General features: G+C 66.0%; 15 protein-coding genes and 1 tRNA gene. 7 read left to right on the forward strand and 9 right to left on the reverse strand.

Annotated elements, in window-relative coordinates:
- The first annotated feature begins 4 nt into the window (after positions 1-4).
- The gene (locus AX681_RS20330) at positions 5-976 is read left to right on the forward strand and encodes an MlaD family protein (RefSeq protein ID WP_066658874.1); all 972 of its coding nucleotides are present in this window, start codon (positions 5-7) and stop codon (positions 974-976) included.
- An 8-nt stretch (positions 977-984) separates the two neighbouring features.
- Positions 985-1,602: an ABC-type transport auxiliary lipoprotein family protein gene (locus AX681_RS20335; protein ID WP_066658916.1), complete on the forward strand. Its 618-nt coding sequence runs from the start codon at positions 985-987 to the stop codon at positions 1,600-1,602.
- Positions 1,603-1,605: 3 nt separating this feature from the next.
- On the opposite strand, the gene AX681_RS20340 is transcribed toward AX681_RS20335, so the two are convergent.
- Positions 1,606-2,469, reverse strand: coding sequence for a peptidylprolyl isomerase (locus AX681_RS20340; RefSeq protein WP_066658868.1), 864 nt, complete (start codon positions 2,467-2,469; stop codon positions 1,606-1,608).
- An 87-nt stretch (positions 2,470-2,556) separates the two neighbouring features.
- On the opposite strand from AX681_RS20340, the gene AX681_RS20345 reads away from it, so the two are divergent.
- The 4 genes from AX681_RS20345 to AX681_RS20360 all read left to right on the forward strand — a co-directional run bounded on the left by AX681_RS20345 (position 2,557) and on the right by AX681_RS20360 (position 4,886).
- A tRNA-Ser gene (locus AX681_RS20345) sits at positions 2,557-2,647 on the forward strand.
- Between the two features lie 182 nt (positions 2,648-2,829).
- On the forward strand, positions 2,830-4,173 hold the full coding sequence (locus AX681_RS20350) for a tyrosine-type recombinase/integrase (protein WP_066658866.1): 1,344 nt from the start codon (positions 2,830-2,832) through the stop codon (positions 4,171-4,173).
- Positions 4,174-4,219: 46 nt separating this feature from the next.
- Entirely contained in the window at positions 4,220-4,558 is a 339-nt protein-coding gene (locus AX681_RS20355) for a type II toxin-antitoxin system RelE/ParE family toxin (RefSeq protein ID WP_066658864.1), read from the forward strand.
- A 4-nt stretch (positions 4,559-4,562) separates the two neighbouring features.
- The gene (locus AX681_RS20360; protein ID WP_066658861.1) at positions 4,563-4,886 is read left to right on the forward strand and encodes a helix-turn-helix domain-containing transcriptional regulator; all 324 of its coding nucleotides are present in this window, start codon (positions 4,563-4,565) and stop codon (positions 4,884-4,886) included.
- A 49-nt stretch (positions 4,887-4,935) separates the two neighbouring features.
- Here the strand turns inward: AX681_RS20360 and AX681_RS22195 are convergent, their stop codons facing one another.
- The 4 genes from AX681_RS22195 to AX681_RS20375 are packed head-to-tail and all read right to left on the reverse strand — an operon-like array spanning position 4,936 to position 12,147.
- Positions 4,936-5,109 carry a hypothetical protein gene (locus AX681_RS22195; protein ID WP_156442671.1) on the reverse strand — a complete coding sequence of 58 codons (174 nt, stop codon included), beginning with the start codon at positions 5,107-5,109 and terminating at the stop codon, positions 4,936-4,938.
- The gene (locus AX681_RS20365; RefSeq protein WP_066682691.1) at positions 5,106-7,736 is read right to left on the reverse strand and encodes an AAA family ATPase; all 2,631 of its coding nucleotides are present in this window, start codon (positions 7,734-7,736) and stop codon (positions 5,106-5,108) included. The genes AX681_RS22195 and AX681_RS20365 overlap by 4 nt, the downstream gene beginning before the upstream one ends.
- On the reverse strand, positions 7,733-8,842 hold the full coding sequence (locus tag AX681_RS20370) for a metallophosphoesterase family protein (RefSeq protein WP_066660687.1): 1,110 nt from the start codon (positions 8,840-8,842) through the stop codon (positions 7,733-7,735). The genes AX681_RS20365 and AX681_RS20370 overlap by 4 nt, the downstream gene beginning before the upstream one ends.
- 5 nt (positions 8,843-8,847) lie before the next feature.
- Positions 8,848-12,147, reverse strand: coding sequence for a TM0106 family RecB-like putative nuclease (locus AX681_RS20375; RefSeq protein WP_156442765.1), 3,300 nt, complete (start codon positions 12,145-12,147; stop codon positions 8,848-8,850).
- A gap of 104 nt (positions 12,148-12,251) precedes the next feature.
- Here AX681_RS20375 and AX681_RS20380 point away from each other — a divergent pair, with 104 nt between their 5' ends.
- A complete protein-coding gene (locus AX681_RS20380) occupies positions 12,252-13,235 on the forward strand; it encodes a helix-turn-helix transcriptional regulator (protein ID WP_066660690.1) in 984 nt (327 codons plus the stop codon).
- A 67-nt stretch (positions 13,236-13,302) separates the two neighbouring features.
- Here AX681_RS20380 and AX681_RS20385 read toward each other — a convergent pair whose 3' ends face one another.
- From AX681_RS20385 to AX681_RS20400, 4 genes are read right to left on the reverse strand one after another with little or no spacing between them, the layout of a single operon-like run.
- Positions 13,303-14,079 carry a DUF3883 domain-containing protein gene (locus AX681_RS20385; RefSeq protein WP_066660724.1) on the reverse strand — a complete coding sequence of 259 codons (777 nt, stop codon included), beginning with the start codon at positions 14,077-14,079 and terminating at the stop codon, positions 13,303-13,305.
- A gap of 60 nt (positions 14,080-14,139) precedes the next feature.
- Positions 14,140-14,841, reverse strand: coding sequence for a HEPN domain-containing protein (locus AX681_RS20390; RefSeq protein WP_066660694.1), 702 nt, complete (start codon positions 14,839-14,841; stop codon positions 14,140-14,142).
- Between the two features lie 40 nt (positions 14,842-14,881).
- Entirely contained in the window at positions 14,882-16,153 is a 1,272-nt protein-coding gene (locus AX681_RS20395; protein ID WP_066660697.1) for an McrC family protein, read from the reverse strand.
- The gene (locus tag AX681_RS20400) at positions 16,153-19,386 is read right to left on the reverse strand and encodes an AAA family ATPase (RefSeq protein ID WP_066660700.1); all 3,234 of its coding nucleotides are present in this window, start codon (positions 19,384-19,386) and stop codon (positions 16,153-16,155) included. The genes AX681_RS20395 and AX681_RS20400 overlap by 1 nt, the downstream gene beginning before the upstream one ends.
- Positions 19,387-19,508 lie beyond the last annotated feature (122 nt).

The raw sequence follows: 19,508 nt of genomic DNA on the forward strand, positions 1-19,508 counted from the left end.
ACTGATGGAAACACGCTCAAACCATGTGCTGGTCGGCGCGGTCGTGCTGATCCTGCTCGCCGTGCTGGCGCTGTTCACCGTGTGGCTCGCCCGCGTGAACACGACCAGCGAGAAGGAGTACGACATCTTCTTCAAGCAGGCAGTCGACGGGCTGAACAAGGGATCGCAGGTCGCCTTTTCCGGTGTCCCGGCGGGACAGGTCAAGGAAATCGGCCTGTTCAAGCCCGACCCCAGCCTGGTGCGCGTGCGGATCGCGGTGAACAGCGACGTTCCGGTCCTGCAGGGAACCACCGCGACCATTCAGGGCGTCGGCTTTACCGGGGTCAGCCAGATCCAGCTCGACGGCGCGGTGAAGGGTGCCCCGCCGATCGTGTGCCCGGACGTCAATCCGCGCAGCGTTTGTCCGCTCGGCGTGCCGGTGATCCCGACCAAGCAGGGCGGCCTTGGCGCGTTGCTCAACTCCGCGCCGCGCCTGCTTGAGCGGCTGTCGACCCTGACCGAGCGACTGACCGAATTGCTGTCCGACCGCAATCAGGCGTCGATCAGCGGCATCCTCGCCAATACCGAGAAGCTGACCGGCGAACTGGCGAAGGGCGCGCCGGACATGCGCGCGACCCTCGCCGAGCTGCGGGTGACGGTGCAGAAGGCGGGCGTCGCTGCCGAGCAGATCGGCAATCTTGCCGGCACCACCGACCGGGTGCTTGACCAGGAAATCGCGCCGACGATGAAGGATCTGCGCGGCGCGATCGCCTCGGCCGACAAGAGCATGAAGGCGCTGGAGAAGACGCTGGGCAAGGCCGATGGTGGCATCGACGAGGTGACGACCAAGACGCTGCCCGAGATCAACCAGCTGATCCAGGATCTGCGGCAGATGACCGCCGCGCTCGCATCGGTCGCGGAAAAGATCGACCGTGAAGGCGCCGGATCGCTGATCGGATCGCCCAAGCTGCCTGACTACGACCCCAAGAAGAAGTGAGCCCGATCATGCGCAAGCTCCTCCTCGTCCCCGTCCTGCTCGCCGCGCTTCCGCTCGGCGGGTGCATCAAGTTCGGGGCCGAACCCCCGCCCTCGCTGCTCAAGCTGGAGGCCGACGCGGCGATGCCGACCGGTCAGACGGTGAGCTCGGCGACGGTGCGCGCGATCACCATCGCGGTGCCCTCGGTGCCGCAGGAGCTGGCCGTCACCCGCGTGCCGGTGCGCAGCAGCGACACTGCGGTTGCCTATCTCAAGGACGCGCAATGGGTCGAAGCGCCCAACCGCATGTTCGCGCGGGTGCTGGGCGACACGATATCGGTGCGCACCGGGCGCGTGGTGCTCAACCTGCGCCAGTCGCTGTCCGACCCCGGCGCGCGGCTGGGCGGCGAGCTCCGCCAGTTCGGCATCGATGCCGACAGCAATGCTGCGGTGGTGGTCTATGAGGCGACGCTGGTGCGCGACCGTGCCGTCGGCACCGACGGCGTGCGCCCCGCGATCACGTTCGAGAAACGCCGGTTCGAAGCGCGCGTGCCCCTGGCTCAGCTCACGCCGACGGAAGCTGGTGCCGCGCTCAATCAGGCAGCGAACCGCGTGGCGGGCGAAGTTGCCGACTGGGTCGGGCGCTAGCCGCTATTCCGCCCGGCGCACCGGCGGCATGACATTGCAGATGTCCGCCCCGCCTGCCGGAAGGTTGAAAAAGGGCGGCTGGCGGTTTTCGCGCGCCTTGATCCACGCGGCAAAGCGCGGATTGTCGGCGGCGCGATACTGAAAACGCGGGCGTTCCGCTGCGGGCAGGTCGCTGGCCAGCCGCCCGCGTACGAACGGAACATGCTGGCTTGCCTCCTTGTACAGGCCAAGGCCGCCCTCGGTGCCGCGCGGCAGCGACGAGAGATGCTCGATCCCCTCCAGCACTCGCCCGACGATCGCGATGTTGCGGTCGAGATGGCGCGGACCATGTCCGATCACCGCATAGAGATCGCCGCCGCTTCCGGTGCTGGGCGCAAGGTCGCGCGCGACCCCGACCATGGCGTAGCAGTGTGGAATCCACGCGACCTTGCCATTGGTCGCGAGCGGCCAGCCATCCGCGCTATGCCCTGTCCGCCGCGCATAGGGGTCGCGCCGCGTGAGCCGGGTTACGGCGTCGTAGCGCGGCCAATCATATTCGTCCGGCGGTTGCGCGATCACGCCGTCGGGCAGCGCCTTTTTCTCGGTCGGATCGCCCCATTGCACGACATAATTGTCGTGGACGCGATAGACCGACGCCGCGTCCCACCATCCCGCTGCCGCCAGCGTGCGGATATTGGCGACATGCACCGGCGCGTAGCGCGGGGCGAGGCGGATCACCACCTGCTTGCCATCGCGCAAGGTCAGCACAAGCAGTTCGTCCGCCGGGATGTCGCGCCAGTCACCGGGCAGCGGATCGGACGGGAGCGGGGCGGGGGGCGTGGCCGGTGCGGCGGCCTGGAGCGCAAGCGCGAGGGAGAGGGTCAGCATCCCGCCAAGCTGTCACGCCTGACGCCCCCGCGCAACGCGCTTGCGCACCACCCGGCAAATCTCTAGGCAGCGCGCTTCCAGCGATGCGGAGCGGTGGCCGAGTGGTCGAAGGCGCTCGCCTGGAAAGTGAGTATACGGCAAAACCGTATCGAGGGTTCGAATCCCTCCCGCTCCGCCACCGACCCTTCCATAAGGGTTCGTAAAAGTCCGGTGTGATCGACTTTTCTCTCCTGAAATCCAACACTTAGCCGATCAGCTCGGCCACGGCCGTCCATACCCGTCCGAACCAATCCGGCGATTCGGTGGTACGCAAACGTGGTACGCGCGGTCGAAAAACGTGGTATTTTCAGGAGACCGCTAATGCTCACCGATTCCAAGGTCCGCACGGCCAAGCCGCGGCCCAAATCGTACAAGATCGCCGATTCCAACCGACTGTACCTGCTGGTGACGCCCAGCGGCGGCAAGCTGTGGCGCTGGAACTATTCCTACGACGGAAAACAGAAGAGCATGGCCTTTGGCGCCTATCCGCTCGTTTCGTTGGCAGATGCTCGCGAAAAGCGCGACCAAGCTTATTCCATGCTCTGCGAGGGGCAGGATCCCAATGTCGCAAGGCGGCTAAAGATCGAGGCGAACCTCGAAGCCGGGCGCCAGACGTTCGAGCGGGTCGCTCGCGAGTGGTATGGAAACGCGAAGGCTCAATGGGCCACGATCCACGCCCACGACGTCATCCGGAGCCTGGAGCGCGATGTCTTTCCGACGATCGGTTCCTTGCCGATAGCGCAGCTCACTCCGCCCCTGATTCTAGGCGTGCTACGGGAGATCGAAACACGAGGGGCCATCGAGACCGCAAAGCGCGTCCGGCAGCGCATCTCGGCCGTGTTCGTCTACGCCATCGCCCAGGGAATCGCGACGAACGACCCCGCCGAAAAGCTGGGCGCGGTGCTCAAGCCGCTGCGCAAGGGCCGGCAGCCGGCGATCACGGACATCGTGCCACTGCGCCAGATGATCCTGGCGGCCGAAGAGGACAATGCGCGGCCGATCACACGGCTCGGACTCAGGATGCTGGCGCTCACCGCCGTCAGGCCCAGCGAGCTGCGCGGCGCCGAATGGGCTGAATTCGAAGATCTCGATGGCAAGCTTCCGCTCTGGCGCATCCCGTCGGTGCGGATGAAGGGAGACCTGGACCGGAAGGAGGAGATCAATGGCGATCACCTCGTTCCTCTCGCCCCGCAGGCGGTTTCGGTGCTGAGGGCGATCTGGCCGTTGACGGGTGGTGGACCGCTGGTCTTCCCCAGCAACCGGCATGCGCACCGGCCGATGAGCGAGAATGCGATCGGCTACCTGCTGAACCGGGCCGGCTATCACGGGCATCACGTGCCGCACGGATTTCGAGCGGCGTTTTCCACGATCATGAACGAGTGGGCGGAGCGTCATGGCGATCCGCATGACCGCAAGGTGATCGACCTGATGCTCGCGCATGTGCCCAAGGACAAGGTGGAGGGCGCCTACAACCGCGCGGCCTACATGCCGCGCCGCCGAGAACTCGCGGTAATCTGGGCCAACATGTTGAGCGAGGGCCTGCCTGATCCCGTGCTCCTGGTTGATCGGCCGGTAAAGGAAATCGGCCCGCGCTCGCGGCGAAGGATGTCGCCGCCGGTCGATCCGGACTTCCGGTTTCCGGTCCAGCATCGTGCCGCTCGATAGTTCGCTCGACAATTGGTAACGCATATGTTACCAGAAGGAGCGTGAGTTGATCGTTCAGGAGTATATTCGCGAGGACGGTTCGAGCCCGTTCCGATCATGGTTTGACGATCTCGACTTCCAGGCTTCGGCCAAGGTGGCGACCGCAATCGTGCGGCTGGAGCTGGGCAATCTCTCGAACGTCAAATGGATCGGCGGCGGGCTCGGAGAACGCCGCATCGATTGGGGACCGGGTTACCGGCTCTACCTTGTCCGGGATGGCGATGAACTCATCATTCTGTTCGTGGGTGGGACCAAGAAGCGGCAGCAGTCCGACATCGAACGCGCCCGGGTGCTGCTGGGCGAGTACAAATCCCGCAAGGAGGCGGCCAGGAAAGGCAGGAATTGACGAGATGGTGCTGACCCGTGATTTTAAGGAAACGGTGAAGGAGCGCGTCGCGCGCGATCCTGCCTTCGCCAAGGCCATGCTCGATGAGGCGGCGACCGCATTCCTCAACGGCGAGCCGCACACGGCACGGTTGATCCTGCGCGATCTCGTCAATGCCTCGGTAGGCTTCGAGGAACTGGCGACGGAGACCAACCGCCCGAGCAAGAGCCTTCACCGGATGCTGTCGGAGAAGGGCAACCCGAGCATGGACAATCTCGCTGCCATCTTCGGAGCGGTACGAAAGCGACTGGGCGTCGCCTTCGAAGCTCATGCCGTGGAGGCGGGATAGCGCTAGCCCCAGCGGAGGTTCGATATACGCGCTAGCGCAGTTTCGGGAACTACGGCAAGGCGCTGCTTGTCGCGATGTTCGCATATTGAGGCGGCGGCGCGACGACGGGATGGTTGGCGGCCAAGGTCGAACCGATCTCTATGGCCGAGCCCAGTGTCGCCGCGCCCACGAGGATGCCGGCTGCCGCGATTGCGCCGCCTTGTTTTCGTTTGAAGCTGCTCAAAGCTGCACCCGCGTGGCCGGCAGATGCCGAAATGCCCGGTCACGGCAGGTGAGAAGGATCACCTGCATCCGCTGCGATGCTTCCTCGAGAATCTCGGTCATCAGGTCGAGGCGGCCGTCGTCGGAATAGACCAGCGGGTCGTCCAATATCAGCGACACCGGCGCGCCCTGCTCCAGCAGCATATCGGCAAAGGCGAGGCGTGTAAGCACCGCGAGCTGCTCCTGCGTTCCCTTCGACAGCGTGCCGCAGGCCTCGCTGGTGCCGCTCCGGGTGACGGCAGACAGCGCCAGCTCCTCGTCGAAGCTGAGATCGGCGCCGGGAAACAGCCGTGCGACATGGACGCGGGCGCGTTTCGCCACGGGGCCAAGAAATGTCCGCGACGCTTCGGCGCGCGCGTCTTCGAGCACCTCCTTGAGCAGTTTGACGGTAGCGGCTTCCTCGTCGAGCAGCACCAGCGCCCGTGCGGCGGCCTCGGCCTCTTCCTCTGCCGCGGCGGCCAGGCTCGCCAGGCCTTTGCCGCCCTCGCTTTCGATGATCGCCTCGAGACGCGCAATGTCGCGCTCGAGCTCGGCGTGCCGTTTCTGGCCGGCGCTGGCGCGGCCATCGATCGTCTCGATTTTCCGGGTGATCGCCTGCACGTCATGCGCGGTCGCGTTGCGCTCGGCCTCGGCCAGCTTGACGGCAGACTGGGCGACCGCCTCCCGGGCCTTGACGATGGCGTCGGCAAGCCCCGCAAACTCCGGCTTGCCTTCGATCTGAGCGAGCCGGTCAGAGGCATGCGCCTGGTCGCGCTCGGCGCCGGCCTGTTGGGCGGAAAGCGGCTGGTCCGTCTCTTCGAGATCGCGCAGGTCCTGCACGGCATGGTCGTGCAGGGCCTCGGCGCGCACCACCGCCGTTTCCGCTTCGTCCCGGTTGCGCGTCAGCAGGTCGATCGAGATGTCATCGTCATCAACAGCGAGGGCTTCATCGGAAAGACTTGTCACGAACAGCTTGAGCGCATCCGGGCCGGCGGCAAGCTCCAGCAGCGGGTCGGCCGGCGTGAGGCCGGCGATCTTGCTCTCGGTCAGCTGCACGGTCGTCTGTGCGTCGCGCGCGGCGTCGTTGCGCAGCCGCGCTGCGGCGAGGTCGGGAACGTCCCATTCGCTCAGCGCGCGCACCTGCCGCTCGCGCAGTTCGGCAAGGCGCGCCTCGGCGCTCGCCGCAGTCTCCGGCGGGCGGATCACGAGGGCGCCCCCGTTCAGTCCAATCCGCGTCTCGCCGGTCAAAACCCGCGCCGCGCCCGGCGTTAGCGGCGTGCCGTCGATCGTGACATCGGGCACGTCCCCGACGAGCTCGATCGATGTGGCGCCGGCATTGACTGCGGCCTGCGCCTCCGCGATCGCGCGATCATTGGCATCGAGCTGCACCAGCACGTCGGCCGGAATGAGCCCGGCCGCCCTATCGCGCGCCTCGGCCAACTGCTGTTCGAGATCGAGCAATTCGGTGTGGCGCTGTCGGGCGCTCGCGATCGCGGCGCGGCGGTTACGCTGCGCCAGCCGCTCCTCACCTGCGGCAAGCGCCTGGCGGGCCGCCGTGCGGTCGTCGCGCGCCTTGTCGAGCGCCGCTTTCGCGTTGGCGACACTGATGCGCCCGTCGGCCAGCGCCTCGCCGATCCTTGCCCGATCGGCGACAATCGCGGCCAGGCTCTCGCCAGCGTCGGCGAGCGCCTGGGTCGCCGACGCATGTTGCTGCTCCATGTCCTCGAGCCGGCCGAGCGCGACCGAGACATTCTCGTGCTCCGCCTTGCGCGTGTCGAGGATTTGCGCCGCCGCCTTGGCTACTTCCAGCGCCTCGACGAGATCGGCGCGCTGCGCGGCATCGGTTTCGTCGGCGAGTTCGCGCTCCAGCACCTTGAGCCGGGCTCGAGTATCTTCGAAATCGCCGAAATTCCTTTCCAGTGCGTCGAGCCGCGCAGCCGCGTCCGAGGCCGCTTGCCGGGCCCGCTCGTCGCGCTCGCGCGCCGCCTGCCAACGGCCCCTCGACTGAGGCTTGCCAGTAGGCGTCCAATAAACCTCATATCGTTCGTCGATGCGCTTTCGGACCCGCTCAAAGGCTGCGCCGCCGACAATGGTTCCGACTTCGGCTTCGAGCGACGATTGGATGCTGTCGCGCACGATCGTACCGGGCGCCGACACCTCGAGCGCCTGCGCCTGAGGAACCCATAGCAGCCCGAGCGCGCCATACGTGGCGGGGTCGCCGCGCTGACTGCTGTCCTTGACGAATCCCAGAAGCGCCTGCAGCCGATTTTCGGCCTCCTCACCCTGGGCACGGCCTTGCGGCCCGGAAACTTCGACCTGCGGGCTCTTGAGGAAGCGCTTGGCGACTTTCCAGCTGTCGAGCCCGACATCAAAGCTGACCTCGACCTCCGGCGCGACCGCCTCGCCATACGGCGCAAAGCTCTGGGCAAGCTGGTTCTTGGTGGCGTGACGGACAAAAAGCGCCGCGCGCAATGCCTCCAGGATCGTGGACTTGCCGCTTTCGTTGGGCTCGATGACGATATTGAGCCCATCTCCCAGGCCATCGATTGTCCGGGGCTCGCGGAATTTGCGGAAATTGTTGAGGCTGATCCGCCGCAGGCGCAGGCTCATGCTTGGCCCCCCCGATGATATTCGACAAACAGGCGTTCCAAGGCCCGCCGCGCGAGCAACGCCTCGGCGCCGCCCGCTTCGATCCGTTCTTCGAGCTTTTGGGCGGCGACGCCGAGCAAGCCCTCGACATTGAGTTCGGCGAGTTCCTGCTCGCCCGGCCGGCCGACCAGATCATCCGCGCGCAGGTCGAGAAAGCGCAGGCGGTGCCGCAGATCGTCGTCAACCTGGGCCAGGATCTCGATGCGGTCGCCAAGGCTGGTGATGCCCGCGAGCGAAAGGCGCAGCAGCGTCGCCGCGGGATCGATCGCACCGAGCAGCGCGTCGCACTCGGCCGCAAAGGCGGCCGCATCCTGCAGCGTCCAATCGCGCGACAGCCATTGGAAACGACCGGTGCGGACGGGTTCGATCGCCGGGCCGCTCCCCGGCGCGACGTCGACCACGAGCACATGGCCCGGCTCGTCGCGCTGGAACCGGTCGGTTTCGGGGGTTCCGGCATACCAGGTGCGCGGACCAACCTCGAGCGTTCCGTGCCAGTCCCCCAGCGCGAGATAGTCGAGCGTCGAGCGCGTGGCGCGGTCAGGCGCGATCTGGTTCTTCGTCTCACCGCGTGCGGTGAAATCGCGGATCGAGCCATGGGCAAGCCCGATCCGCAGCTTTGCGCCGGGCGTCTCCATGGTGTCGAACAGTTCGGTCGGATCGTCGATGTGATGCCGATGCAGGAGCGGTGCCGGCAGCAGCCAGACCCCGGCTTCCATCTCTTGCGCGACCGGTTCGGTGAGCAGCACGATGTTGCCTGGCGCCTTGGCGCGGACACGGTCCCACAGCCCACCATTGCGCGCATAATCGTGATTGCCGGGCAGCAGCCACCAGCGGCACGGATAGCGCTGCATGCGCGAGACCGCCTGCACGATGACCCGGTCTTCGGGGCCTTCGGTGTCGAAAATATCTCCCGCGACGATCACATGGCCGATCTGCCGGGTCGCGGCGGCTTCCCCGATCCGATCGATCACGTCGAAGCGCGCCTCGCTGAGCGCGGTGCGCACGTCGGCGTCGAACCGGCCGAAAGGCTTGCCGAGCTGCCAATCGGCGGTGTGAAGGAAGCGCATCGGATCTAAAGTCCCATTCCGGAGGCAACAGGAAGCCGCGGCAAGGCGCAGAGCGTGTTGACGAGCCGCATCTGCTCGATCGTCCTGCAGCTTGCGTCGCGCAATCGGTCGCTGCCGAAAACCAGCGCGAGCGCTTTGGCGCGCGAAACCGCGACGTTGATACGATTGAGCGAAAAGAGAAATTCCATCCCGCGCGCGGTCTCGTCGGCCGAGGACGCGGTCATCGAAACGAGACAGATCGGTGCTTCCTGCCCCTGGAACTTGTCGACCGTGCCGACGCGGATCGTGGCGGGCAGCGCCGCCCGCAGCGCGTTGACCTGGGCGTTATAGGGCGCGACGACGATGATATCGCCGTGTTCGACCGGCCGCGTCATGCCGGCCCTGTCGGTCCAGCTCCCCGCCAGCAAGTCGGCGATCGCCGCCCGGATCGCGGCGCATTCCTCGAGCGCGATTTGCGCATTGCCGTCGTGAACGACCGGAACCCAATAGGCACCCGCCGCCGGCCACGCGGTTCCGGTCACCGACTGGCGTTCGGTGTCGGGGTGGCTCGCGAGCCGACCTTCATAGACTTGGTCGGAGATGAACTGGCAAACCGCGGGGTGCATTCGCCGCGTTTCAGCGAGGAAGATGCCGCGATCGGCGGGAATGGTGGCGTGCTCGCCGAGCATCCATTCAAGGCAGGACAGATTGGCCGGCGCGGGGTGTGCGCCCTGGATCACCTGTGGCAACTGACGAGGATCGCCCACCAGCACGATGTTGCGCGCCGCCCGCCCCATCGCGACCATATTGGCGAGACCCACCTGCCCGGCCTCATCGACGAACAGCCAGTCGAAGCGCTGCACATTCTCGTCGCGCGCGAAATAGAATGCAGTGCCCCCGACAACATGGGCGGCGGCGAGAGCCAGGTCGTCATTGCTCGTGGCGCGGTGCACGGCGCAATCGTCGGGATAGCCGTCGTCGCCGCCCGAAACCTTGTGGGCGAGCATGACCGGCTGGCTGGCATCCGCCTCTTCGGCTGCACGCAGGCAGCCGAAGAGGACATTGCGGATGGCCTCGTGGCTGTTCGAGGCAACGCCGACTCGATAGCCCGCGCTGACCAGCGAGAGTATCACCCGCGCCGTGACATGGGTCTTGCCCGTGCCCGGCGGTCCCTGGATCGGCAGCACGGTGCGGTCCATCGCCTGCGCCGCCGCGATCGCGCCGGCAACCGCGTCGCGAGCGCCGAGGATATCGCCGCTAATGCCCTTGAGGCGCGGCGCGGCACCCGACAACAGATCGTCGACGGCAGTGTAGCGCCGCGCGGCGCATTGGTCCTCGATCACGTCGGCGACCGCTGCCGTCAGCACCGTGGTGTCGAGCGGCCAGTCGGGGTGCAGGGTCAGGCAGTCGGCGAGCAGCTCGGCCCGGGCCACTCCCACCTTCAGTGTAATCTCGCCTTCGGCACGGTCGAGCGCTTCGATCGTGACGGTCGCCGGCGGTCCGTCCGCGCTGGGGACGGTAGCTTTTCCGCCAGCGCGCAATTTCGTTTCCTGGGGCGGGAAGCGATAGGTCCGGACCACCGACCGCTTGACCGGGGCAATCGCGGAGATCGCCTCGAGCCCGGCCAGCGCATCGAGATCGTCGACCAGTTCGTCCCCGTCACGCGCGGCGCTGTCGAAAACCGCCCATTGGGCAGGTTTCGCTTCGCGCTTGTGGAACAGTCCCAGGTTGAACAGCAGCTCCTGCCGATCCGCCGGGAGTTCGGATGTTGCCAGCCTGTCGCGCAGCGCGAGCGTTTCCGCGCCCTCGGCGATCTCCTGCTCGGCGGCCTCGTGCGCAAGCTTCGGCCATGGCCGGTCGGGACGAATGCTGACCAGCCAATCGCGCAGCTGCTGCGTCGATTCGCAGTCGATCCGATTATACGCCTCGATCTCGTCGAGGATCTGCGGGTCACCGGTTTCGCGCCATTTTTCGTACGCGACGACCGATCCGCCCGCCGTCTTGACCTCGCCCTCGCGCTTGATGCCGTAAAAGGCTTCGAACGCCTTGATCGAATAGCTCGGTTCCGAAGCGATCAGCGCGCCGCGTACAACCGCGTAAAGGTCGACGAATCGGCGCTCGCGCATCAGCCGATCGAGAAAAGCTTCGCCGATGCCGTACCGGGTGGTGAGACGCCGGAGCGCGGTGATCTCATAGGGCGCGTAATGATAGATCCGCGCGTCGGGGTAAGCCGCCAGTCGGTCGCGGAAGAAGGCAAGCAGCCGTTCGAGCGCCCGCGCTTCGGCGGCATGGTCATGCGCCCAGAACGCATGGAAGGTTTCGGCCGACCAGACGCCGTGCAGATATTCGAGACCCTCCTCATAATGGGGGTCGCCCTCGATATCGTAGAACAGGTCGCCCGCCTGCGGCTGCGGCAGCAGATCGAATCCCTTGCCCGGCTCGGCAGGCCGCAATTCGAAAGCAGGGTCGCCGGTCTTGCGGGCGTGCTGCAAACGCGCCTGACACGCGAGTTTTTCCATCGTCGTGCCCGCCAGCCCGCGCACTGGCCCTTCATGCTGCGCGAGCGCGACCATCGTCGCGATGCCCGACGCTTCCAGCTTCTTGACCTGGCCGCGCGCGATATTGGCGACCTGGAATAGGCTGTCCTGGTCGGCGAGAGCAGCGCCGCAATGATCGGCCCAGCGGCATAGCGAACAATCGGCGCAGGGAATGGGCCGCGTCGCTTCGGGGGCGGCGGCGAAGGCTTCGAGCTTTGCCCGCGCACCGCGTGCAAAATGGGCATAGTCGGCGAGGCGCAGCGTCGCGCGCGTGCCGTCGCCCAGTTGCACATGGGCATGTTCGGGCATCACGCCCTGGATTTCGGCGAGAAGGTCCGAATAGAGCACGAGCTGCAGCACGTGCTTGGGGTGGGCCTTGCGCTTGAGCTTGGTGTCGGTCACCTCATAGCTGAACGGACCGAGCCGGGAGGGGCGCTCGACCCGCTCCAGGAAGTCGGACCAGCCTCCCCAGCGGCCGGACAAAAAGGCGCCCTGGAAGACGATGTTCGGGCCCTGCGCCAGGGCCGCCCGGGTCTCCTCGACATTCTGCCCGAGGTCGCCGCGCGCGATTTCGATCACGCCATGCCCGGCATCTTTGAGTTGCTGGAGATGCCCGGCTTCATGGGCGTCACCCTGCCGCTGCAGCAACACCGCATCCTGGCTATCCTCGCGCGGCTGCAACGGCGCGCCGCGTAGATAGGCGAGATCGAGCGCAGTCGCGTGCGCGCAGCCGATAAACCGCATCAGGTCGGTCGCTGAAAACAAGATATTGTCGCCGATCGCCTTCACATATCCCCCTGGATTCCCGTTGCGCCCCCGCGAGGGAATCACCTCGACAGGCACTACCCTGATCCGTAGCATGCGAGGGTGTCAATCTTTGGCATGGATGCAGCATGACTTTCGCCAAGGCCAATGATCTTCTGCGCCTCGCGCAACTGGCAGCATCGCGGCGGCTGGGGATTAGCCTTGAGGAAATCTCGCAGGAATTCGGCGTCTCCCACCGAACCGCGCAGCGCATGACGAGCGCGATGGAAGATAATTTCGCTAACGTGATCGTCGTGGACGACGGGGACCGCCGCCGGCGTTGGCGGATCGACAGCCCGGCCCCGGGACATCTCCAGCCGCGCCAGGAAACGACGATCGAGGCGCTCGAGATCGCCGCGCGCGCCGCGCGCGAGGAAAACCGATTACGCCATGCTCGCGCGCTCGAAGATATCAGGGACGGGCTGATCACGCGTCTGTCACCGCGCGACGCGCTCCGGTCGGAAGCCGATGCGGAGGCGGTCCTGTCGGCGCTCGGCCAGGTCGCCAGACCCGGCCCCAAGGTCGCGATGAACCCCGAGGTGACCGATGTTCTGATCGAGGCGCTGCGCGGGCCGTTCCGGATGCGGATATTCTACGGCGACACGCCCGGCGAGGCGCGCGTGGTGGAACCCCATGGTCTGCTGCTCGGCCTGCGCAGCTATCTCGTTGCCCGCCAGCCCGAGCGGGGCGTCAATCTGCGCCATTTTCGGCTGGACCGCATCCATCGCGCCGAATGCCTGGACGAGAGCTTCGCGATCCAGCCCGGCTTTTCGTTGAGCGACCATGCAGCACAGGCCTTCGGCGCTTTCCAGGACCCCGCGCAATATGGCGAGGTCGTGTGGCGTTTCCTCCCCGAAGCCGCCACCCGCGCCGGCGAATTCCAGTTCCATCCCCATCAGACGATCGAGCATCAGGAGGACGGCAGCCTGATCGTCCGGTTCAAGGCGGCTGGCTGGCTGGAGATGGCCTGGCACCTGTATCAATGGGGCGACAAGGTCGAAGTGATCGAGCCGGCAGGGCTGCGCGCGCTGGTCGCTGGCTATAGCCGATCCGACTTTCCGGCCTTGCCCTGAGGCGCGGCCTGCATCTCGCCGCGCCCAAAGGGACGATCGCAAGGCAAGCGCGCCAGGCGCAGCGCCGTCAGTGCAGTTCCGCGATAAAGCTGCTCGCGGTCAGTTGCGCGTGTTCGCTGAGCGGCGGGTGCAGCGTGAACGCGCTGGGCGCGCGGGCAAAGTTCCAGAGGCGCATGAGGCACCATTCCGCCGGCCGCGCCTCCGCAACCGCAAGCTCGTTGCGCGATATGTAAAAGGGCGTGCGTTCCCACCCATTGGTGGTCTTGACCTCGATCAACTTCTCGCGGCCCTCGGCTTCAAAGCTTAGGATATCGAAGCCGAAGCCGTCGCCATCCTGTACGGCGGTCCACCGGACCTTGTCCGCGAGATCGTCGCGGCCCGCCGCGCATAATTGCTGGCGTTCGTGGTGGAGCACGCATTCTTCGCCCGCCTTGCCGAGCGCACGGTTTCGGGCGTCGCGCTCGGCGACGTCGAATTTTCGCCCCATCGCCGCCATGAACGCTGGATCGACGGGGGGAGGCGCGTTGCGCAACGCGGGCGGCGGACCGATGCGCAGCGTCGACGGCGCCTGCGTCGTCCCCGGCCCGGCTCGCGCGCCCGTATCCGGGGCGAGCCAGTCGGGGCGTGCTTCCAGCCAGCGCAGCACCCCGTCCACCAGCGCATGCTGGAAATTGGCCGCCGGCTTGTAGCCGTCGATCCACGGCTGGCCGAGGCCGAGCATGACCGCGCTGATGTTTTGGTGCTTGAACTCGATCGAGCCTTTGCTGCGGCCGATCGCCTCCTGGAGGGCGCGATTGCGCGCTGCCTTGTTGAACGGGCGGCCGGCCAGTTCGTCGGTCAGCATCGCGAAATAATCGGCGACTACGCGATCGATTTCGGCTCCGGACCAGCTGTCCGCCACCTCCTACTCCACCACCGGATAGGTTGGTTTCGGCCATTCGTGGCCGGGATTGTCCATCATCAGATCGATGAAGATCGGCAGTAGGCAGCCGAGCAATGCCGCGCCATCGCGCACTTGGGCACGATTGACCTCGCTGTTCCAGGTCGAGCCGCCGTGCACCAGCTGATTGCGAAGCACATAAAGCCGGTCGAACAGGATCGCGAGAATCTTCGCGGTGTCATGGTCGCGCAAGGCATGACCGATTGCCGCGCGCGAACGTTCGAGCCGCTCTGCCCAATCGGCGTGGCCCTGGACCCCGTTGTGGTGCTGCCAGAAGGGATGGAAAACATAGCGGTTCGCTAGCAGCATGCGGATTTCCTGCGGGAAGCGCTGCCAGACCATGTCGTAAATCCGGTGCTTGCCATCATAGCCGACAAGGGTCGCAAAGAAGGCTTGGAACAAGCCCCGCTCGCCCTCGGCCCCCGCGGGAGCGCCGATCGCACGCGACGCTTCGACATCGCCCGAATAGGCCGCGTTGAACCCGATCCAAAGCAAGATGAAGCGCACATCCTCGTCGCTCTGCTCGGCTTCGGCACGCCGCAGCCAGGACAGCGCGCGATGGACCCGAAGGCTGAGCGACGGCGGGAAGCCGTCGCGCAGCGCGCGCTGTTTGTCCTTGAGCGTTTCGTGATGCAGCGGCGTGCCGGAGGGGTAGCGATAGGCCATGACCGCAATGCTATAGCCTTGGGGAACGACCTCAATCCCTCTATGCGATCGCCTCCTCGATCAGCAGACGGCGAAGCCGGGTCAGCGTCCCGACACCGTTCGCCACGTCGATCGTCGCTGTTTCGAGCAGATTGGTATGGCCGGATATCCGGTGTCGGGCATGAACGGCCTCGGCCCCGCCCGCGCCGGCATGGTGCGGACAGAGCAACGTCAGCCGCGGAGCATCGTAGAGCTGCGCATAGGCCATCATCTGATACACATCGGCTTGCGAGACGCCCAGTTTGGGATCGTCGATCCGCGACGCGATCCGTTTCCACTTGGTGTCGATGACATGGACCACCGCGCCCGCGCGACGGATCAGGATGTCGGGCTTGGTCTGGAACAGCCCGCGCCCCGTGTCGACATCGGCGAGGCAGAACAGCCGTCCGCCTTGCAGCGACACGGTGAAGTCACTGCCGGCGAGCGCGCTTACCACCATCCGCCCGACATATTCCTCAAACAGCGTGTTCATGTCGAAGAGCATGGCCGTGCCCAGCCCCGTCCCGCCCGTCGTCGTTTGATAGCGTCCTCGCAGGAATTGCCGGGCGAGGACGAACAGTTCTCGCCAGGCGCGACTGGTGCGGTCGATGACAACGTCATCCCATCGCAGCGCCGGCACCGGCACTTCGGCGATATCCGCATAGACGAAGGCGAGATCGCGCAGCCGCTGCTGGTTGGCGGGGCGCCGGGAGATACGCGAGACATGGGAAATCGCCGCCTTGATGATCCGGTTGAGCGCGATATCCGCGGACAGAAAATCGAAATGGCAGGCCAGCCGCGACGGATTGACCGCATGGCGGGTGAACTGGCGGGTGACATCGAGCCTGCCGCGCAAGGTCGGCAGATCTTCCTCCTGTCCGACATAGCGGCGCGGCATGCCCTTGCGCAGCACGGCGGTCAGCTTGTCGCAAAAGATGCGGATCAGGATCTCGAGCAGCGTTTCACGTTGCCATGCCAGCTCGGTAACCCCGCCGAGATCGATCCTGAGATCGAGCGCGACGGCGAGCATGTGGACCAGGCGTTTGCGGATCGCTGCATTTTGCTGGTCGGGTGTTTGCCCCGGTGCGAGGTCGATCTTGGGCAGGATTTCCAGGCTGCATTCGGGCGCCGCGAGGATTCCGACGACGCCGCGCGCGCGCAAGGCGTGCCGGCCATGGTCGAGCACGCCGCTGCCGGCCAGGCTCGCCAGCCGGTCGGCATGCCGCTGCAGAATCTGGTCCGCCGCCTCGCCATAAGCGAGCCTGTCCCATTCGCGCACCGTATAGGATGGCATCAGGCTGCGAATTCCGAGAAATCGAACTGCGCCTTCAAGCTCCAGCGCAGCTTGTCGGCGCCGAGCTGGTCCTCGGCGAACCCCGCCGGCGCCCGAAGCCTTCTGGCCTCGAGGAAATGCGATTCCCCGGCGCCGTCGTCACCAAGCACCGCCGCGACCTTCGACCAGTCCTCGTAGAAATACTCGGCGAGAAGCGGAATGACCTTGTGGCGCATGACGTCTTCCACATCCGCGCGACTGCGACATCCGGAAAAATAGGCGTGGCCGATCTGGTGATCGCGATCGAACAGATACTCGATCCGCTCGTTGATCGTGTCCATCAGCTTGCACAAGTCGATACCGCCGACATTCCGGGCATCGATATCGCTTGCCGCTAGCGCCTGGCACAGCGCGTCGGTGCTCGGCATCAGCTCTCGGAAGGTGAAGCGGCGGCGCAACGCGGTGTCGAGCAGCGCGATCGACCGATCGGCGGTGTTCATGGTGGCGACGATGTGCAGGTTGGACGGCACGCCGAAGCTGGCCCCGGAATAGGGCAGCCGGACCCTGACCTCGTTCTCGCAGCCCAGGCGCTTGTCCACCTCGAGCAACGTGATCAGTTCGCCGAACACCCGCGAGATGTTGGCCCGGTTGATCTCGTCGATGACGAGCACGTGCGGGCGCGCCCCCGCGACAGGCCGTTCGGCGTTCGGCCCGATCACGGTGCTTTCCAGGGCATCCCAGTTGATTTCGTCGGGATCGAGCCGATAGGCCGACTGGCGCCGAAAGTTCCGAGGGTAAAAGGCGTCACGCGGCGCTCCCTTGTCGTCGCGCCAGATCCATTGGACGCTGCGGCGGTGGGGATGAAAAGCGGCATCGGCATCGAATCGGTATTCACCGGTCACCTGGCCGAAGGCGCGGAAGCTGTCCCTCCCATCGGAAATGACGACATAATCGCCGAGCTGAAGGCCGGACCGGAAGGCAAAGGTCATTTCGATATTGGGGTCCTTGCCGCTCGCCTCCGGATCCTTCTTCTCGTTCCACTCCTTCCGGATCTCCTGGAAATCGTCGAAGCGCTCGTCGGACCAATCGATGTCGCCGCCCCAGCCGAGATGGATCAACCCGCCGTCGAGCCCTTCGCGAATCCGCTCCTCCTGGCTGCCGCGCTGTCCCAGCGCGACCTTGTAGATCGACCTCGACCGGTCGAGCCGTTGCGTCGGCGCATTGCCGGCATCGAGTCGCGCGCGTTCGCTGATGAGCTTGAAGACCCCCGCGTGCGGTTTGAGGCTGAAACCACCCGATGCCGTGGCTTCCTGCTCCTGATCGCCTTCCAGTTCGCTGCGGGTCGTCGGCCGCAGGCCCTCGACGAAATCTTCGTACGAAAAGGACTGGTGGAAGGTGACGAATTCGATCCGCCCGTCACCGGCGAGGCGGCGATACTCGGCCATCAGGGCGTCGCGGTCATGGCGCAAGGGTTCGGCCGCCTGGGCCCCGAGACAGAGCCGTACGGCTTCCCACGCCGTGGCGTAGGTCTTGCCGGTTCCCGGCGGGCCATACAGGATCAGATTGGTCGTGGCGGAGGCCTCGGCCATGGGTTCGGACGGCATCGATCGGGGCCCTTCCTGCGCGGCGAGCTGATAGGTGAAAACGGTGGAACCGCTCGGATTGGGGGTCGTGTGTGTCGGCGGCGGAACGTCGGCACATTGCTGAAATTTGGTGCTGCCAAGCGCGCTGCAGATGGCGGGGAACGCATCGTGCAACCCCATGTCGCGGCTCAGGTCGCCCGCGCGGATCGAGGCTTCGGTTGCCCCTCGCTCGCGTGCGGGATCGATGTAGTAGTTGCGAGCGCATAGCCGGATGCGGTCGGCATTGCGGATCAAGTGGTCATAGCGCTCCGGCGGTGCGACCGGCGCGTCCTTGCTATTTACAACAATATAGCCGGCGTTGTGCAAGAGCGCCGCGGCGTCGTCTTTCTGGCCCCAGCCGCCGTTCAGCTTGGTCTTGCCGCGCAGGAAGCCGACGATCGGCTTGGTCGGATAGACGCGATCGGGCCGCGCGCGCGTGGAGCGGACCCAATAGTCGCGCGGATCGCCGAACGCGTCGAATATCGCCCCATGCTCGCCCGACTGACGATAGCTGTCATAGGCATCCATCGCGGCTTCGATCGCCTTGCGGTCCAAGGACGTGGCGTCCTGCTCGCTATAGGCATGCGCGACCCACAGCGCGCCCTGCACATCGATCATGTCGCGTGGCGCAAGGCCGCTCGCCGCAAACGCGCGCCGTACCGCCTGCATAAAGCGCAGTTCGTCGCGATAGGTGTCGGCCACCGACGCGTGATCCGGAAACCGGCCGCCCAGTGCTTCCTTCCAGAAATCCTCGCGCACCGAGTGACGAATGTAGATGCCGTCATCGGGCGCCAAATGGACGAACAGGAACTCGGCAATCTGGCGCGCGGGGTCGGCCTTGCCCTTTGGAACCGCATCGATCCAGGCGGCAACGAAAGCGGCGAGCGCTTCGGGATGGCCGGCCGGTGTGTCCAGCGCGGCGGTGACCAGCGCCCGCAACGCAGGCCAGAGCCGCTCGCGGTTCGCATCGCCATTGGGCGACATCGGCCAATAGACGCGCCATTGCAGCAAATTGCTCTTGGCCAACGCGGTATGCACCGCCTCCGCGAGCGCCTCGTCGGTTCCGGCTTCGCCGATCGCTTCTCTGAGCGCTTGCGCGATCTCCAGCTTGTAGGTCCGCTCGTGCGTGTCGAATTCCGGATCGGGCCGGTCGAAGCGATCGAGGTCGGGAAAGAAGTGGCGCAGTCGGCCGATCCAGCGGGCGACCGCCGCCGGGTCGAGACGGAGCGGAGCGTCGGCCTTCAACAGAAGGGCGATCAACCGCTGCAATTCGGCGGCGTCGGCGATCCGGACGACAAGGCAGTCGGACTCGGCAAAAGCCCAGTCGCGGCTCAGCGCGGAGTGGCGTCCGCCGTCCTTGAGGCCGTGCTGATAGCGCCGCATTTCGCTGGCGAAGCCATTGGCCGCCAGTAGATCTTGCCATTTGACGGCCAGGAAAACGTTTCGCGCCGGATAGTCGATCTCCCAGAGCAGCCGGTCTGCGTCGGCGAACTCGAAGGCGAGCATCTTCTTCGTGGCGCCTTCGCCCAGACGAAGGCCCGACGCGCGAATCACCTCGAAGAGCGCGCGCCGGAGCGGCGCTGCGCGTTCGCGTTCATTCTCGTCGAGGCGAGCCTCGAACTCTTCCCACATTCACGTCTCTCCAAATTCCATCAACGCCCGTAGCGCGTTGGCCGACATCCTTCGCTCCCCTTGCCCGGCGGCGAGCTCTCGGTCGGGTCGATGGCGGCGACCAAGTCGGCCGTCGCGTCGCA

This window comes from Sphingomonas sp. CCH9-E2 (assembly GCF_001557215.1).
Classification (GTDB): domain Bacteria; phylum Pseudomonadota; class Alphaproteobacteria; order Sphingomonadales; family Sphingomonadaceae; genus Sphingomonas.

Excerpts from the sequence above, each read along its gene's own strand:
- AX681_RS20385 (WP_066660724.1), bottom strand. The coding sequence starts at position 14,079 with ATGCTGACCGACGAACTGGCCGGCCGCCCGTTCAACAAGGCAGCGCGC.
- AX681_RS20360 (WP_066658861.1), top strand. The coding sequence starts at position 4,563 with ATGGTGCTGACCCGTGATTTTAAGGAAACGGTGAAGGAGCGCGTCGCG.
- AX681_RS20400 (WP_066660700.1), bottom strand. The coding sequence starts at position 19,386 with ATGTGGGAAGAGTTCGAGGCTCGCCTCGACGAGAATGAACGCGAACGC.
- AX681_RS20335 (WP_066658916.1), top strand. The coding sequence starts at position 985 with ATGCGCAAGCTCCTCCTCGTCCCCGTCCTGCTCGCCGCGCTTCCGCTC.
- AX681_RS20370 (WP_066660687.1), bottom strand. The coding sequence starts at position 8,842 with ATGCGCTTCCTTCACACCGCCGATTGGCAGCTCGGCAAGCCTTTCGGC.
- AX681_RS20395 (WP_066660697.1), bottom strand. The coding sequence starts at position 16,153 with ATGCCATCCTATACGGTGCGCGAATGGGACAGGCTCGCTTATGGCGAG.
- AX681_RS20350 (WP_066658866.1), top strand. The coding sequence starts at position 2,830 with ATGCTCACCGATTCCAAGGTCCGCACGGCCAAGCCGCGGCCCAAATCG.
- AX681_RS20390 (WP_066660694.1), bottom strand. The coding sequence starts at position 14,841 with ATGGCCTATCGCTACCCCTCCGGCACGCCGCTGCATCACGAAACGCTC.
- AX681_RS20380 (WP_066660690.1), top strand. The coding sequence starts at position 12,252 with ATGACTTTCGCCAAGGCCAATGATCTTCTGCGCCTCGCGCAACTGGCA.
- AX681_RS20330 (WP_066658874.1), top strand. The coding sequence starts at position 5 with ATGGAAACACGCTCAAACCATGTGCTGGTCGGCGCGGTCGTGCTGATC.
- AX681_RS20365 (WP_066682691.1), bottom strand. The coding sequence starts at position 7,736 with ATGAGCCTGCGCCTGCGGCGGATCAGCCTCAACAATTTCCGCAAATTC.
- AX681_RS20340 (WP_066658868.1), bottom strand. The coding sequence starts at position 2,469 with ATGCTGACCCTCTCCCTCGCGCTTGCGCTCCAGGCCGCCGCACCGGCC.